Source organism: Stenotrophomonas sp. NPDC078853 (assembly GCF_044901215.1).
Classification (GTDB): domain Bacteria; phylum Pseudomonadota; class Gammaproteobacteria; order Xanthomonadales; family Xanthomonadaceae; genus Stenotrophomonas; species Stenotrophomonas lacuserhaii.
The window spans coordinates 92,606-109,111 of record NZ_JBJDOQ010000011.1 but is presented as its reverse complement, the minus strand read 5'-3'; the positions used below and the strand labels follow the sequence as shown (position 1 = coordinate 109,111).

The following is a 16,506-nucleotide window of genomic DNA, read 5'->3' as shown; positions in this document are numbered from 1 at the left end:
CCGCCCGGATGCAAAAAAGGGGACGGAGGGGATTAAGTCGTTATCAGCTAGTGCGAGCCGATAACGACTTAATCCCCTCCGTCCCCTTTTTGTCGGGTCAGGCCTTGGCGACGTTGGCTACGGCCTGGGCGACGTAGTCCAGGTTGTTCTGGCTCAGCGCGGCCACGCAGATGCGGCCGGTGCCGACGGCGTAGATGCCGTACTCATCGCGCAGCTTTTCCACCTGCACCCGGCTCAGCCCGGAGTAGGAGAACATGCCGGCCTGGTCGTTGATGAAGGCGAATTCCGGGGCGCCCAGGGCGGCCAGACGGTCCACCAGCCCATGCCGCAGGGCGTGGATGCGCTCACGCATCTCGGTCAGTTCGGCTTCCCACAGCGCGCGCAGCTCCGGGCTGTTCAACACACCGGCCACCAGCGCGGCACCGTGGTTGGACGGGCTGGAGTAGATCGTACGGATGATGCGCTTGATCTGCGACTGCACGGCCTTGGCTTCGGTGGCGTTGGGGGCGACGATCGACAGCGCACCCACGCGCTCGCCATACAGCGAGAACGACTTGGAGTACGAATTGGCGACCACGAAGCTGTCGATGCCGGCTTCGGCGATGATGCGCACGGCCGCGCCATCCTGCTCGATGCCCTTGTCGAAGCCCTGGTAGGCCATGTCGATGAACGGGAACAGCTGCTGTTCCTTCAGTACTTCAGCCACCTGCTTCCACTGGTCCACGGTCAGGTCGGCACCGGTGGGGTTGTGGCAGCAGGCGTGCAGCAGCACCACGGTGCCCGGCTGCAGGTCCTGCAGGTCGGCCAGCATCGCCGGGAAGTCCACGCCGTGCGTCTGTGCGTCGAAGTAGCTGTACTCCAGCACGTCGAAGCCGGCTGCACCGAACACGGCGCGGTGGTTTTCCCAGCTGGGGTTGCTGATGGCGATGGTGGCGTGCGGCAGCAGCGTCCTCAACAGCTCGGCGCCCACGCGCAGCGCACCGCTGCCGCCCACGGTCTGGGTGGTGGCGACGCGGCCAGCGGCCAGCAGCGGTGATTCCTTGCCGAATACCAGTTCGCGGGTGGCCTGGGTGTAGGCCGGCAGTCCATCGATGGGCAGGTAGCCGCGCGGTTTGGCTTCGGTGGCGAGCTGCTGCTCGATCTGCTTGACGGCGCGAAGCAGCGGAATGCGGCCGCTTTCGTCGTAGTAGATGCCCACACCCAGGTTGACCTTGGTCGGACGGCTGTCGGCGTTGTACGCCTCGGTCAGGCCCAGGATCGGGTCACCGGGGACCAGTTCCACGTTTGCAAAGAAGGACACGGCGGTACTCATTCGGTAAGGGGGAGGAAGAAAGCACGCAGCTGCGCCACCGCCTACCGGGCGGGGACCACGCCATCGTAACAAAGCGTGCCGATGGCGCGGCATTCCTCGTCACGCCGTGGCCGGTACCATGGCGCGTTCATGCTTGCTGTTGAACCTGAATGATGAACCTGCCCCCGGCCCGTCGCCGCCTGTCCCTGGCCTGCGCCCTGCTGCTGCCCGGCCTCGCCTTCGCCCAGTCGCCCCCGGCCACGCGCAGCCTGCCTGCGGTGGAAGTCGAGGCCGCCCGGGTGACCGGCATCGACCCGTTCGCGCTGCCGTCCAGTTCGGACACGGTGTGGATCGATGACGACCGCAGTGGTCCGCAGGCCCAGCTGGTCGAGGCGCTGGGGGGCATCCCGGGCGTACTGGCACGTGATCGCCAGAACCTCGCGCAGGACACCCAGTTGTCGATCCGCGGCTTCGGTGCGCGCTCCACCTTCGGCGTGCGTGGCGTGCGCGTGCTGGTGGACGGGGTGCCGGCGACCATGCCCGATGGCCAGGGCCAGCTTTCGCACGCCAGCCTGCTTGGTGCCGAGCGCATCGAGGTGCTGCGCGGGCCGTTTTCGGCGCTGTACGGCAATTCCTCCGGTGGGGTGCTGCAGGTGCATACCGCGCAGGGCCGCGAAGGTGATCCATGGCGGCTGAGGTTGAATGCCGGTGCGGACAACACGCTGAGCGTGGGTGCCCACCTGCGCGGCGTGCAGGGCCCGGTGGACTACAACGTCGCCGCTAATCACTTCCGTACCGATGGCTGGCGCGACCACAGCGCGGCCCGCCGTGAATCGCTGAACGCGCGACTGGGTACGGCCGTGGGCGAGGACCGGCTGGAGCTGCTGGTGAACTACCTGGATGCGCCCAACGCGCAGGATCCGCTCGGCCTGACCCGTGCGCAGGTGGCTGCCGATCCGCGCCAGGCCACGGCGGTGGCGCACCAGTACAACACCCGTAAATCGGTGCGCCAGTCGCAGGCAGGGCTGGTCTACAGCGGGCAGCGCGCCGCCCACCGCTTCCGCCTGACCGGCTATGCGGGCCAGCGTGAGGTGACCCAGTTCCTGGCCATCCCGCCGGGCCCGCAGGCCAATCCGCTGCACGCCGGTGGGGTGATCGGACTGGAGGGCGATTTCGGCGGGCTGGATGCGCGCTGGGGCTGGAGCGGTGAGCTGGCCGGACGCGCACTGGATGTCACCGCCGGGGTCAACGCCGACCGCCAGCGCCAGCACCGCACCGGCCATGAAAACTTCGTCGGCGACGCACTGGGCGTACGCGGCCGGCTGCGCCGTGACCAGCGCGACACGGTGTCCAACGTTGACCAGTTCGTGCAGGCCTGGTGGCAGTGGAGCCCGCGCTGGTCGGTGTTGGCCGGGGCGCGCCACAGCAGTGTCCGCTTCCGTTCGGAAGACCATTACATCGTCGGCCGCAACCCGGACGACAGCGGCAGCCGCCGCTACCAGGCGACCACGCCGGTGGCCGGGGTCAGCTTCGAAGTGACTCCGCAGTGGCGGCTGCACGCTGCAGTCGGCCGTGGCTTTGAAACCCCCACCTTCAACGAACTCGGCTATCGCGCCGATGGCCAGGCCGGGCTGGCGCTGGGCCTGTCGGCCGCGCGCAGCCGCAATGTGGAAATCGGCAGCAAATGGCAGGCCCAGGACGGTCGCCGGCTGGAGGTGAGCCTGTTCCGCGCCGATACCGATGACGAACTGGCCGTGGCCAGCAACACCAATGGCCGCAGTACCTACCGCAACATCGGGCGGACCCGCCGCCAGGGCGCGGAGCTGTCATGGCACCAGCCGCTGGCGCAGGACCTGGACCTGCAGCTGGCCTGGACCTGGCTGCAGGCCGAAGTGCGCAGCGCCTACCTGGCTTGCGCCGGCAGCGGCTGCGCGGTGCCGGACACGCCGGTTGCCGCCGGCAGCCGGTTGCCCGGCGTACCGCGCCAGCAGGCCTTCGCGCGGCTGGAATGGCAGCCGCGTGAATGGCTGTGGGCGGCTGAAGTCACCGGCAGCAGCGACACGGTGGTCAATGACCTGGCCACCGAGCGTGCACCGGGCTATGCGGTGATGAACGTGGAAGCCGCCCGCCGCTGGACCCTGCGCGGCGGCGACCTGCGGGTATTCGCCCGTGTGGACAACCTGCTGGACCAGGGCTACATCGGCTCGGTGATCGTCAACGACGGCAACGGCCGCTACTACGAACCCGGCCCGGACCGCCGTGGCAGCCTCGGCGTCCAGTGGTCCTGGCGGTGAGCGCCACCGGTGGGTGACGACCGTTGGTCGTCACAATGCCCCCCACCCCTCAATCCGGCGCCTTTGCCGGCACGAACGGTGACGTCGGATCGCTCGCCGGGAACGTCTCCTCCAGCGCCTCGTCCTGGTTGTCACTGGCGTGCTGCTTGCGTTCGCGACGCTTCAGCGGGCTTTCCTGGCCACCACGATGGCGGTCACCGCAGTCCTTGCGGTCCTGTGCAGCCTGGTCGCTGACATGCCGCACCGGCAGGTGCGCGTCGTCCGTGGCGTCTGTGGTGAGCGCAGCCTCCGCATCGACGAACGGCGCGCCGGTGCCGCGCTCTTCGGCGTCCATGTTGTCGTGCTTGCCACGCTGTTCGCCGGGCACGTGTGGAGTGGCTTGGCGCAGTGGGTCGCGCGAGGTGTCTCTGTTCATGGCGGCTCTCCTCGATGAGGCCCCTACTACAGCCCCTCAGAGGTAAAGCCACTGCGAATCCCGCGTCATCAACACATCGATCACGATTGGATAACGGCGCCGTGGTTACATCTGGCCGCCCGCCCTGCAAGCAGGAGCTGCGCCATGAACCGCCCGGAACGTCCCGCGCCCTCGGTCTTCAATTCCCGGCGCGATCCGCTGGACGCCAGCCCTGCCCAGCGCCGCGCCCGCCGCCAGCAGCGTGAAGATCCGCAGGCCGTCGCCCAGGATTACCTGCAGTACATGCTCAACGATTACGACGACCGGCGCCGGCAGGCCCACCGCAGTTGGCGTGACCTGTGCCCGGCATACGCCTTCGCGCTGACCACCCACGCGGCGAACTGGCCGCGCGGCGGCGGCGAGGAAACCGAGGGCGAACTGGCCGCGCAGTGGGAGCTGATGCGTGGCGAATCGCGGCTGCGCTGGCCCAAGGCCCGCGAGGTGGTCGAAGATGCCTGGCTGGCGCTGGACCACATGCCTGCCCCGGCCGTGCGCCCGCTGCTGCAGTGACCCCTTCTTGAGCTGGAGGACACGGTCGTTTCACGCGCGCGCGCCGAAGCTGGATGCTCCTTGACCCTACGGTGCGTCCCATGGCCCGCCCGATCTGGACCGGCACTCTTTCCTTCGGCCTGCTCAACGTGCCGGTCTCGCTGATGTCCGGCGAGCGCCGGACCGACCTGCAGTTCCGCATGCTCGATTCGCGCGACAAGAAACCGATCCGGTTCGAGCGGGTCAACGCCGATACCGGCGAGGAAGTGCCGTGGAAGGATATTGTCAAGGCCTTCGAGTACGACAAGGGCAGCTACGTCGTGCTGGAAGAGGGCGACATCAAATCAGCCGCGCCGGAAAGCCATGAAACCGTCGAGGTGGAAAGCTTCGTCGACGCCGCGCAGATCGATCCGCGTTATTTCGAGAAACCGTACCTGCTGGTGCCGGGCAAGAAGGCTGAAAAAGGCTACGTGCTGCTCCGCGAGACACTGCGCAGTACCGGCAAGGTCGGCATCGCCAAGGTGGTGGTGCGCACCCGCGAGTACCTGTGCGCGGTGATGCCCAATGATGACGCGCTGGTGCTGATGATCCTGCGTTATCCACAGGAACTGGTGGACCCGGCCGACTTCAAGCTGCCCGACGGCAAGCTGTCCGATTACCGCATCAGCAGCAAGGAAACGGCGATGGCCGAACAGCTGATCGAGTCGATGGCCGGCGACTGGGACCCGACCCAGTACCACGATGAGTTCCGTGCGCGGTTGCAGGACGTGCTGACCAAGCGCATCAAGCAGGACGGTGGCACCACCACGGTGGAAGACGAGCCGACCCCGCGCGAGGACGCCAGCACCAACGTGGTGGACTTCATGTCCTTGCTGCAGAAGAGTCTGGAGGCCAACAAGCGCACCCCGGCCAAGAAGACCGCCGGCAAGACGGTGAAGAAGGCCGCGACCAGGAAGGCCAGCAAGGAACCGGCCAGGAAGACAGCAGTCAAGAAGGCACCGGCCAAGGCGACCAAGAAGGCTGCGAAGAAGGCCGCGCCACGCCGCAAGGCGGGCTGAGCCATGTCCCTGGATCAGTATCGCCGCAAACGCAGGCTCGGCGCGGCCAAGGGCAGCACGCCGGAGCCGGATGACCTGCAGGCCGGGCCCGGCAGCCCGGCGGACCGGCCGATCTTCGTGGTGCAACTGCACCATGCCAGCAGCCGGCATTATGACTTCCGCCTGCAGATGGGCGAGGTGATGAAGAGCTGGGCGGTGCCCAAGGGTCCCTCGTTGCGGGCCGGGGAGAAGCGGCTGGCAGTGGAGGTGGAAGACCATCCGCTGTCCTATGCGGCGTTCGAGGGGGATATTCCGCACGGCCACTACGGTGCCGGGCACGTGGACGTCTACGACCACGGCAACTGGGCCATGGACGGTGATCCGCTGGAAGCGCTGGCCGCCGGAAAGCTTGACTTCGAACTGCACGGCGAGCGCTTGCGCGGCGGCTGGAAGCTGGTACGCACCAACCTGAAAGGGCGCCAGGTGCAGTGGCTGCTGATCAAGCGCAACGATGCCCATGCCACCGATGCGGAGGCCGATGACCTGCTGGAGGCCCCCCCTGCGACCTCGACCACCGCCACCGGATCACGCAAGGCCGCGCCGTCGAAGAACACGCCATCGAAAAGCACGCCTGCGGCGGCACCGCGGGCACGCAAGGCCGACGCGCGCTGGCACAAGCGCGCGCTGGCGCTGCAGGGCGCGCGCGACACCCCGTATCCGCGCCAATACGCGCCGCAGCTTACCGATCATCGCCAGAACGCTCCCGACGGAGAACGCTGGCTGCATGAGATCAAATGGGACGGCTACCGCCTGCTGGCCGATCTGCACGACGGCAAGGTGACGCTGCGTTCGCGCAACAACCTGGACTGGAGCGATGATTTCCCGGAAGTGAGCCAGGCGATCGCCGCGCTGCCAGTCAGCGATGCACGGCTGGACGGCGAACTGGTGGTGCTGGATGACCAGGGACGCAGTGATTTCAGCGCGCTGCAGCGGGTGATCGACGGCACGGCGAAACAGCCCTTGCGCTACATCGTGTTCGATCTGCCGGGCGTGGCCGGGGTGGATATCAGCCGTGCGCCGCTGCTGGAGCGCAAGACGCTGCTGAAGGCGCTGATCGGTGATGTACCGGGCACGCTTGCCTACAGCGACCATGTACTCGACCACGGCCCGGCGGTGTTCGCCGCCAGCGGCAAGGCCGGCTTCGAAGGGATCATCAGCAAGCAGGTGGATGCGCCCTATGCCAACGGCCGCGCGCGCAGCTGGGTGAAGATCAAGCACGAACAGACCGATGAGTTCCTGGTAGTTGGCTACACCGCGCCCAAGGGCGCACGGCAAGGCTTCGGTTCGCTGCTGATGGCCACGCCGGACAAGGCCGGGCTGCGTTACGTGGGCCGCGTTGGTACGGGCTTCGATGATGCGAAGCTGCGCGCGCTGAGCGCTTCGCTGGGCAAGCTGGGGACCTCCAGCGCTGCGGTCGAGCTGCCGGCCCACGTGGCGTTACGCGCCGCCAGCGTGCATTGGGTGAAGCCCACGCTGGTGGCCGAGGTGGCCTTCCGTGGCTGGGGCAAGGAGGGATTGCTGCGCCAGGCCAGTTTCAAACGGCTGCGCACCGACAAGACCGCGCCCGACCTGCAGCCCGACCGCACCCAGCCTGCTGCCGCGCCGGTGAAAGGCAAGGCATCGCCCCTGCACATCACCCACCCCGAGCGCGTGGTCTACCCGAAGCAGAAGATCCGCAAAGGCGAAGTAGCCGATTACTACCGCGCGATGGCGCCTTGGATACTGCCGGAGATCAGCGGTCGGCCGCTGTCGCTGCTGCGCTGTCCGCACGGCGTGGGCAAGGCGTGCTTCTTCCAGAAACACCACGGGCAGGGCCTGGGCGATGCGGTGCGTGCGGTGCCGCTGGAACAGAAAAGCGGTACCGAGGATTATGTCTACATCGACGATGTGGACGGGCTGCTGCAACTGGTGCAGATGAACACCCTGGAGTTGCATCCCTGGGGGGCGACGGTGGCCGATCCCGAGCATCCGGACCGGCTGGTGTTCGACCTGGATCCCGGCGACGGCGTGAACTGGACGCAGATCAAGGCGGCGGCCCGTGACATCCGCGCTCGCCTGCAGGAAACCGGGCTGGAAAGCTTCGTACGGTTGTCCGGTGGCAAGGGCCTGCACGTGGTGGTGCCGCTGCAGCCCAAGGCGGACTGGGAGCAGGCGAAGGCATTCTGCGAGTCCTTCGCGCAGGCGTTGGCACAGCACGCGCCGGACCGCTACGTGGCCACCATGAGCAAGGCCAAGCGCAACGGGGTGATCTTCATCGACTGGCTGCGCAATGCACGCGGGGCCACCAGCGTGTGTTCGTGGTCGTTGCGGGCGCGCGAGAGCGCCGGGGTGGCGGTGCCGCTTCGCTGGGAAGAACTCGGCCGCGTCGCGGCGGCCGATGCGTTTCCGCTGGACAAGGCGTTGGCGCGGGCAAAGCGCCTGAAGGGTGACCCCTGGGAAGGGATCACCACGCTTGAGCAGGTGTTGCCGACGCTGGGGCGGTGACGACCAACGGTCGTCACCCACCGATGGTCGTCACCCACCGATGGCCGATCAGAAATCGGCGCGGATGCCGAGGCTGACGCGGCGGCCGGAGAACTCGTACTGGGTCGGGAACGATTTATCGATCGTGTAGCCGGAGGTCTCTTCGTCGAACACGTTGATCGCATCCAGGCTCAGCTTCCAGGTGTCGTTCAGACGGAAGCCGATCGACGCATCGGTCTGGCCGTAGGCGTCGCGGTACACCGGGTACATGTTGAGGTGGATGTACTCCACGTACTTGTCCTTGTAGTTGTAGGACACGCGCGCGTCGAAGCGGTCATTCTCGTAGTACAGGGTGAAGTTGTACGCCTTCTCGGCCAGGCCTTCCGGCGGGGTCGGGATATCCAGGTCCGATGCGCCGGTCAGCGTGTTGTCCAGCTGGGTGTAGTTGGCATTGATGCCCCAGCCTTCCAGCGCCGGGTGCAGCATCGACAGCGGCAGCTGCGCGACCAGTTCCACACCGGTGACCTTGTAGGAGCCATCGGCGTTGACCGGCTGGTAGACCTCGAAGTCGTAGTAGCCATCCAGCGACCCATTGGCGTTGAGCTTTTCCACGTTCGGCACGATGCCGGTCAGTTCCTGGCGGACCACACCGTCGATCTTCTTGGAGAAGTAGGAGGCCGACAGCAGGCCGCCATTCTCCAGGTACTTTTCAAGGCCGATTTCCCACTGCCTGGCGGTGGTCGGCTTCAGCGCCGGGTTGCCGTCCATGAAGCGGAAGCTGGACCAGCTGACGGTGCGGCGGTAGGCGATGTCGGTCAGCGACGGACGCATCAGCGTTTCCGACGCGGCCGCGCGCAGCACCAGGCCATCGGCGATCTCGGCGGTCATGTTGAAGCTGGGCAGCAGGTCGCTGTAGTCACCGCTGCTGGAAATCGGCGTGGGGGTGTAACCGCTGCTGCCATCGGCATTCTGCACCGGGTGGAAGCCGGCCGAATCGACCTTGGTGTCGATCGAACGCACGCCCAGGTTGGCGTACACCGGCACCGTGCCGATATCGAAGTAGAAATCGGTCATGGCATACAGCGCCAGGGTCTTTTCATCGACCTGGTAGAACTGGCCGTTGTCCAGCGGGGTGGTGAAACCGGCATAGCGGAAGGTGTTGCGCGCGTAGCTGTTGGACACCTGCTGCCAGTCCAGGTTGCTGGGCTCGTAGCCGCCACCGGGCACGATGTCGCTGATCCAGCCGGGATTGCTGTCAGCCAGCGTGCGGGTGTTCACCCATGCCGCACTGCCGGCCGTGGGGCCCTGGATCTTGGTGTTGCCGAACTCGCGGTCCTTGGACTTGTCGGTGTAGCGCGCACCGAACTTGACGCTGGTCAGCGCCGGGAAGAACGCCAGTTCCATCGACCGGCGAAAATCCAGCTGCGCGGCGTACTTGTCGTCCTTCACGTGCTCCACTTCGGTCTCATAGGCTTCGAACAGGTACTTCTCCGGGGAGTTGTACATGTCGAAGCCATTGGACGCCGCACTGGCCAGCGTCTCGCCGCCGTTGGCGGTCCAGCGCGTGCGCGACGGCGCGTAGGCGACGTGCTTGAGGTTGGCGTAGTCCGAATCACGGCGTGCGCCGGAGTAGCCGACCAGTGCATCGATGTCCCAGCCGCCTACGGTCCAGTCCAGCTTGGTGCTGAACTGGCGGTAGTCGGTGTTGGCGAAGCGTTCCTTGCTCAGGATTTCATGCTGGGTGGCGGTGTAGGACACATCGCGCAGGACCACCATGCCGTAGCGCGACAACGTGTCGGCGTCGTAGTCGTGGATGGTGTCCAGGGTGCTGCGGCTGGACGCCGAGTAGGCCGCCGCATCGTATTCGTCTTCGTGGGTGTCGTAGCCACCGAACATCGCATCCAAGCTCAGCGAGAACGCTTCGCTCGGCTTGAACTGCAGCGAGGCGGTCGCGCCCCACTGGTCCTGCTCGTTGAGGTAGATGCGATCGCCGACCTTGTCCTGGAAGATGATCCGGTTGGTCTCGTCCTTGTCCATGCGGTTGCCGACGACGATGCCCGCATCGCGCGCCAGCACCGCGGCCGCCTGCGAACCGCGGGTGCCGGACGCTTCAAGGAAGCGGCCCATCGGGCGGAAGTTGATGCCGGAATTGGAATCAGTGCGGTTGGTCCGCTTGGCCTTGGAGAAGGACACCAGCCCGCCCCAGTCGCCCCACGTATCACTGGCCAGGAAGGAGATCTTCGGATCATTCTTGCCGTTGATCGAATTGTTGGCCACTTCGGCCGAGGCGCTGAATTTCGGCTCGGCATAGTCGAACGGCTTGGCGGTTTCGATGTAGACCGAACCGGCGATGCCGCCTTCTTCGTCGGCCGCGGTCGGCGACTTCTGCACGGTCACGGTCTGCACCACGTCCGAGGCGAAGATATCGAACTGCACGTCGCGTCCGCCGCTGCCCGAGGCGGTGGCGAGGTTGTTGATCGAGACGTGGGTGAACTCGGACGGCAGGCCGCGGACGCTGACCTTGCTGCCCAGCCCCTTGTTGCGTTCGATGGTCACCCCCGGCATGCGCTGCAGCGCTTCGGCCAGGTTCTGCTCCGGGAAGTCGGCCACGTCGGTGGCGACGATGGAATCGGAGAAGCCGATGTTGCTGCGCTTGAGGTCAACCGCGCGCTCCAGGCTCTTTGCGTAGCCGCCGGTCACCACCACCGTGTCCAGCTGCTGCATCGCGGCTGCGCCGCCTGCTGCGGCCGCTGTTTCATCTGCCAGCGCCTGCAATGGCAGGGTGGCGATGCCACTGACCAGCACGGCGCGCACGGCGCGGGACAAAAGCTTCGCATGGGGGACGCGCGTCGGCGTCTCCCGGAGGGTATTGCGCATCGGATGGTCCCCATTGCCCTGTGAGTTCGTGCCGCGCGCCCATGCGATGGTTCGCACAAGGCCCCTGCGCGGCCGTGCCGGTAACCGGCGGACATAGAGACTAGGGGGGAATTGTTAAGCCTTTGTTGCGGTGCGCAAACGGCGTGTGCCCAGCCACAGGCCAGCGGCGAGCTGCAGCGGCAGAGAGACGACCAGCAGCACCACGAACCAGCGCGGGAATTCGTTGCCCATGTCCCATGCTGCCCACAACGAGGCGACCGCCAGCAGCAACCAGAGGGCCACGCCGTGCGAACGCGGCCAGCGCGGCGCGTGGTAGCTGGCGAAGGCCACCGCGGCGATGCCGCCGAGCACGGTGAACGCCAGGTCCCAGCCCAACTGCACCGCCCCGCCGGGGTGCACCCCGATCAACGGCGGCAGCCAGCTGGCCACGGTGGTGACCAGCACCAGCGCAAGCAGCGCACCGCCCAGCGCAAGCAGGGAGAACAGGAAGGTTTTGAACATGGCCATGCAGCCAGTGTAGAGCCGAGCAAGCTCGACACTACACCGTCATGCCATCGCCCTGGTGGGTGACGACCGTTGGTCGTCACGCTGTTCCCGCTGCGCTCGCCGAGCATGGCTCGGCGATACCGAGGCAGGTCAGCTCGCCAGCACCGATGCCTGGCGGGCCAGTTCTTCGATCGCCGCCCAGTCGCGGCTTTGCAGCAGCGCGGCGGTGGTCAACCACGAACCACCCACGCACAGCACGTTGGGCAGGTGCAGGAACTGCGGCGCGGTCTGCACGCTGATGCCGCCGGTGGGGCAGAAGCGCACATCGGCGAACGGACCGGCCCAGGCGGCCAGCAACGGGGCGCCACCGGCCTGCACCGCCGGGAAGAACTTGAACGTATCCAGTCCCTGTTCCAGCCCGTGCATCAGCTCGGACGAAGTCGCCACGCCCGGCAGGAATGGCAGGTCGGTATCGCGCGCGGCCGCGTACAGCCGATCGGTCGCGCCCGGCGACACCGCGAAGCGGCCACCGGCTGCCTTCACCGCCTGCATCTGCGCGGCGGTCAACACCGTGCCGGCGCCGATCACCGCATCCGGCACGGCCTCGGCCATGGCCTTGATCGCTTCCATCGCGCGTGGCGTGCGCAGGGTGACTTCCACCACCGGCAGGCCACCGCGGAACAGGGCCAGGGCGACCTGCACCGCATCGTCCACGTCATCGGGGGTGAACACCGGGATCACCGGTGCAAGTTTCAGTACCGCGCGAACGCGCGGATCAGCGCCTGACATCAAAACGCTCCTCGCCCACCAGGGCCAGTACATCAGCTTCGCTGACGGGATTGAAATCGCCGGGGATCGAATGCTTCAGGCCACCGGCGGCCAAGCCGAAGCGCACGGTGGCGTCGGCATCGAAGCCGCGCATGATGCCATGCAGGATGCCGGCAGCGAACGCATCACCGCCGCCGATGCGGTCGATGATGCCCTGCAGTTGGCGCACCGGTGCCTGCGCACGCGTGCCATCGCGGCCGATCAGCAGCGCGCCCAGCGCGTGGTGGTCCACGCTCAGTGCCTGGCGCTGCGTGCAGGCCATCCACTGCAACTGCGGGAAGGCGGCGAAGGCGGCGGCGGCGGCAGCTTCCACGCGGGCGACCACGTCGTCCTGCGCGAACGGCTGGCCAAGCACCACTTCGATATCGCGGTAATCGGCGAACACGATGTCGGCCTGGGCGAACAGCTCGCGCAGGATGGCCTTGGCATCGCCGCCCCAGCGCTGCCACAGCTTGGGCCGGAAGTTGCCATCGAAGGACACCTTGACCCCCTGCGCACGTGCCGCGCGTGCGGCCGCCAGGGTGGCCTGGGCCACATCGGCGCCGAGGGCCGGGCTGACCCCGGACAGGTGCAGCCAGTCCGCGCCCTGCAGCAGCGTCGGCCAGTCGTAGTCGGCGGCGGTACTGAGCGCGAAGGCCGAATCGGCACGGTCATAGACCACCTCGCTGGCACGCTGTACCGCGCCGGTGGTCAGGAAATACAGGCCCATGCGGCCATCCGCCTGCAGGCGCACCCCACGGGTATCCACGCCATGCCGGCGCAGTTCACCCAGCGCATGCGCGCCCAGCGGATTGTCGGCTACCGTGCTGGCCATCGCCACGTCATGGCCGAAGTGCGCCAGGGAGACGCCTACGTTGGCCTCCGCCCCACCTACGTGCACGTCCAGGCGCGGCGACTGCAGCAGCAGCTCGTTGCCCGGTGCACCCATCCTCAACAACAGTTCCCCGAAACAGACCACTCGACTCATCAGATGTCCTCGTTGCCCGGACTGCAGCATCGCGTTGCTGCCCGCCGGAGGGAACCACGCACCCCGCGTGGCTCTTGGCTATCGGTGTCATTCTAGCCCTCGGGATCGCTGCGTCTACCCGCACCCATTGTCGAAGTCATTGTCCCGCAAGCCTCTGCGGGACATCTCCAATCTGTTGCGGTGCAAGATGCCCGATCCTGAAGGTGCTGTTAACGTCCGCCCTGACCAGCGGTGTCATCTTGCTGACACCGCGTTGTGAACCAGACCTTTGGGAGAGGGAAAGGCCATGATTTCTCGTAGCAACCGCAAAAAGACACCGGTTACCTTGCTGGCTCTGTCGATCGGTCTGGCGCTCACCGCCCCGGCCATCGCCCAGCAGGCCAGCTCGGATCCCGCCGTCGACCTGGACACTGTAACCGTCACCGGCTACCGCGCCAGCGTGGAAAAGGCCTTGGACATCAAGCGCGGCGAAGCCGGCGTGGTCGATGCCATCGTCGCCGAAGACATCGGCAAGTTCCCGGACCTCAACCTGGCCGAATCGCTGCAGCGCATCCCCGGCGTGGTGATCACCCGCGATGGCGGTGAAGGCCGCAGCATCTCGGTGCGCGGCCTGGGCCCGGACTTCACCCGCGTGCGCATCAACGGCATGGAAGCGCTGGCCACCGTCGGTGCCGGCGACCAGAGCGGCGGCACCAACCGTGGCCGCGGCTTCGATTTCAACGTGTTCGCCTCGGACCTGTTCTCGCAGCTGATCGTGCGCAAGACCGCTTCGGCCGATGTCGAAGAGGGCTCGCTCGGCGCCACCGTCGACCTGCGCACCGCGCGCCCGTTCGACTATGACGGCTTCACCTTCGCCGCCAGCGGCCAGGCCAGCTACAACGACATGGCGCAGAAGGCCGACCCGCGCATGGCGGCGCTGATCTCCAACACCTTCGCCGATGGCACCTTCGGTGCGCTGCTGTCGGTGGCCTACTCCGAGCGCCAGGCGCTTGAAGAGGGTTCCAACACCGGCCGCTGGGCCAATGGCCCCAGCAATGGCGGCTTCGCCGCCAGCTCGCCGTTCGCTGCTGCGCGGGGGGCCAACGTCTTCCACCCGCGTTTCCCGCGCTACGTGCAGATGGAGCACAAGCAGGAACGCCTGGGCGTCACCGGCTCGCTGCAGTGGAAGCCGACCGACCGCACCGAAGTGTCCCTGGATGCGCTGTACTCCAAGATCGACGCCGACCGCGACGAGCATTACATCGAAGCGATCTCTTTCAGCCGCTCCGGCGCCGGCAAGCCGCAGACCATCGTGCGCGATGGCGAAATCCGCAACAACGCGCTGGTCTATGGCGCGTTCGACAACGTCGACATCCGCAGCGAGAACCGCCACGACGAGTGGAGCACCGACTTCAAGCAGGTCAGCCTGAATCTGGACCATCGCTTCAGTGATGCGTTCTCGATCACCGGCAAGCTGGGTACCTCGCGCTCGGCGCACGAGAACCCGGTGCAGACCACCGTCATCATGGACAAGTTCGATGTCGATGGGTACAGCTATGATTACCGCGGCAACAAGAACCAGCCGATCCTCAACTACGGCGTGGATCCGACCAATCCGAACGGCTGGACCCTGGCCGAAATCCGCCTGCGTCCGCAGTCTGTGGACAACGACTTCGACACCGCGCAGCTGGATTTCAACTGGAACATCAGCCCGGGCTTCCGCCTGAAGGGTGGCGTGCTGGCCAAGGATTACAGCTTCAACACCGTGGAACTGCGCCGCGCCAGCGAATTGGCCGTGCCCACCTTCCCGGGTAGCGGGCTGATCGTGCCGCCGGAATACACCCAGCAGGAAGGCCTGAAGGGCATCTCCGGCAGCCCGTCCAACTGGGTGGTGCCGAACCTGGACGCGGTGGCTGACCTGTTCGACATCTACAGCAACACCGGCACCTTCGCCGTCGCACCGCGCCTGAACAACAGCCGCAGCGTGGAAGAGAAGGACCGCGGGGTGTGGCTGATGGGCGAGTTCTCCACCGACCTGGGTTCGATCCCGCTGTCGGGCAACTTCGGCGTGCGCTACGTGGAAACCAAGCAGGAATCCAACGGCTACGCCACCGTCGGCGGCGTGCCGGTGCTGACCACCAGCAACCGCAAGTACGATGACACCCTGCCCTCGTTCAACCTGGTTGCCGAAGTGGCGCCGGACTTCCTGATCCGCCTCGGCGCGGCCAAGGTGATGACCCGTCCGGGCCTGGGCAACCTGACCCCCGGCGTGACCGTGGCGGTGGCCGGCGGCGCACGCACGGTGGCCGGCGGCAACCCGAACCTGGATCCGATCCGCGCCACCAACGTCGACCTCGGTTTCGAGTGGTACTTCAACGAAGGCGCAATGCTCGGCCTGGGCCTGTTCTACAAGGACATCGAGTCCTTCGTGCAGACCACCCGCGACGTGCGTCCGTACTCCACCAGCGGCCTGCCGGCCAGCCTGCTGGACGGCACCGGTGCCACGGTCAACGACGAGTTCACCTTCAGCATCCCGCTCAACACCCCCGGCGGTGAACTGCACGGCGTGGAGGCGAACTACACCCAGCCGTTCACCTTCCTGCCGGGCAAGTGGTCCAACCTCGGCGTGCAGCTGAACTACACCTGGGTGGAATCGAAGATCCAGTACCTCAACGGTCAAGGCCAGGCGGTGATGAAGAACGACCTGACCGGCCTGTCGCCCACCTCGTGGAATGCCACGCTGTTCTACGAAGGAGAGGTCTGGTCCGGCCGCGTCTCGGCGACCAACCGCGACGACTACCTGACCCAGGCACCGGGCCAGGAAACCGGCTTCAACCTGGACGGCGTGCACGGCATGACCGGCACCACGATGATCGACGCGTCGCTGCGCTACAAGATGAGCGACCAGCTGGAGCTGACCCTGGAAGGGGTCAACCTGACCAACGAAGCGTCCGACGAGTGGGTTCGTTCGCCGCTCACCGGCCAGCTGCCGCTGCAGTACACGGAAACCGGCCGCCAGTTCCTGCTCGGCGTCCGCTACAAGTTCTGATGACCCACCCGGCGGCGTGCCAGCCACGCCGCCGTCTGGTGCAACGCCCAACGTACCCGCCACCGTGGCGCTCCTGCTGCGGCGCAAGATGCTGCGCCGTGGTCGGCTTTGTTACGTTCCGGTGACCTGCGGTGTCAGCAAGACGTTGCGCCGAGGCAGTGGACCGGTGGAAGCCGGTGCATCGCCTGCAGTGAACACGCACGTTTCGAGGACACCCTGGGAGGGGCATACA

Annotated in this window: 11 protein-coding genes; 5 read left to right on the top strand and 6 right to left on the bottom strand. The window is 66.6% G+C overall.

Annotated features, from left to right (window positions below; genetic code table 11):
- Positions 1–97: 97 nt before the first annotated feature.
- Positions 98–1,300: an aromatic amino acid transaminase gene (locus tag ACI2JH_RS12455; protein ID WP_404736330.1), complete on the bottom strand. Its 1,203-nt coding sequence runs from the start codon at positions 1,298–1,300 to the stop codon at positions 98–100.
- Positions 1,301–1,464: 164 nt separating this feature from the next.
- Here ACI2JH_RS12455 and ACI2JH_RS12450 point away from each other — a divergent pair, with 164 nt between their 5' ends.
- Positions 1,465–3,585, top strand: a complete 2,121-nt coding sequence (locus tag ACI2JH_RS12450) for a TonB-dependent receptor family protein (RefSeq protein ID WP_404736329.1) — start codon at positions 1,465–1,467, stop codon at positions 3,583–3,585.
- Positions 3,586–3,634: 49 nt separating this feature from the next.
- Here the strand turns inward: ACI2JH_RS12450 and ACI2JH_RS12445 are convergent, their stop codons facing one another.
- On the bottom strand, positions 3,635–4,000 hold the full coding sequence (locus ACI2JH_RS12445) for a hypothetical protein (RefSeq protein WP_101101763.1): 366 nt from the start codon (positions 3,998–4,000) through the stop codon (positions 3,635–3,637).
- Positions 4,001–4,144: 144 nt separating this feature from the next.
- Between ACI2JH_RS12445 and ACI2JH_RS12440 the strand changes: the two genes are divergently transcribed.
- From ACI2JH_RS12440 to ligD, 3 genes are all read left to right on the top strand, one after another.
- Positions 4,145–4,549 carry a hypothetical protein gene (locus ACI2JH_RS12440; protein WP_404736328.1) on the top strand — a complete coding sequence of 135 codons (405 nt, stop codon included), beginning with the start codon at positions 4,145–4,147 and terminating at the stop codon, positions 4,547–4,549.
- 80 nt (positions 4,550–4,629) lie between these two features.
- Positions 4,630–5,586 (top strand): Ku protein, encoded by a 957-nt coding sequence (locus ACI2JH_RS12435; RefSeq protein WP_101101759.1) that lies wholly within the window; start codon positions 4,630–4,632, stop codon positions 5,584–5,586.
- A 3-nt stretch (positions 5,587–5,589) separates the two neighbouring features.
- Positions 5,590–8,109: a DNA ligase D gene (ligD, locus tag ACI2JH_RS12430; protein ID WP_404736327.1), complete on the top strand. Its 2,520-nt coding sequence runs from the start codon at positions 5,590–5,592 to the stop codon at positions 8,107–8,109.
- A 48-nt stretch (positions 8,110–8,157) separates the two neighbouring features.
- Here ligD and ACI2JH_RS12425 read toward each other — a convergent pair whose 3' ends face one another.
- The 4 genes from ACI2JH_RS12425 to ACI2JH_RS12410 form a co-directional block, all read right to left on the bottom strand.
- The gene (locus ACI2JH_RS12425) at positions 8,158–10,965 is read right to left on the bottom strand and encodes a TonB-dependent receptor (protein WP_404736326.1); all 2,808 of its coding nucleotides are present in this window, start codon (positions 10,963–10,965) and stop codon (positions 8,158–8,160) included.
- A gap of 114 nt (positions 10,966–11,079) precedes the next feature.
- Entirely contained in the window at positions 11,080–11,472 is a 393-nt protein-coding gene (locus tag ACI2JH_RS12420) for a hypothetical protein (protein ID WP_404736325.1), read from the bottom strand.
- A 129-nt stretch (positions 11,473–11,601) separates the two neighbouring features.
- Entirely contained in the window at positions 11,602–12,240 is a 639-nt protein-coding gene (eda, locus tag ACI2JH_RS12415) for a bifunctional 4-hydroxy-2-oxoglutarate aldolase/2-dehydro-3-deoxy-phosphogluconate aldolase (RefSeq protein ID WP_404736324.1), read from the bottom strand.
- The gene (locus ACI2JH_RS12410) at positions 12,227–13,246 is read right to left on the bottom strand and encodes a sugar kinase (protein WP_182656581.1); all 1,020 of its coding nucleotides are present in this window, start codon (positions 13,244–13,246) and stop codon (positions 12,227–12,229) included. Before ACI2JH_RS12410 ends, eda begins: the two co-directional genes overlap by 14 nt.
- A 286-nt stretch (positions 13,247–13,532) precedes the next feature.
- On the opposite strand from ACI2JH_RS12410, the gene ACI2JH_RS12405 reads away from it, so the two are divergent.
- Positions 13,533–16,274: a TonB-dependent receptor gene (locus ACI2JH_RS12405; RefSeq protein ID WP_101101746.1), complete on the top strand. Its 2,742-nt coding sequence runs from the start codon at positions 13,533–13,535 to the stop codon at positions 16,272–16,274.
- Positions 16,275–16,506: the final 232 nt, after the last annotated feature.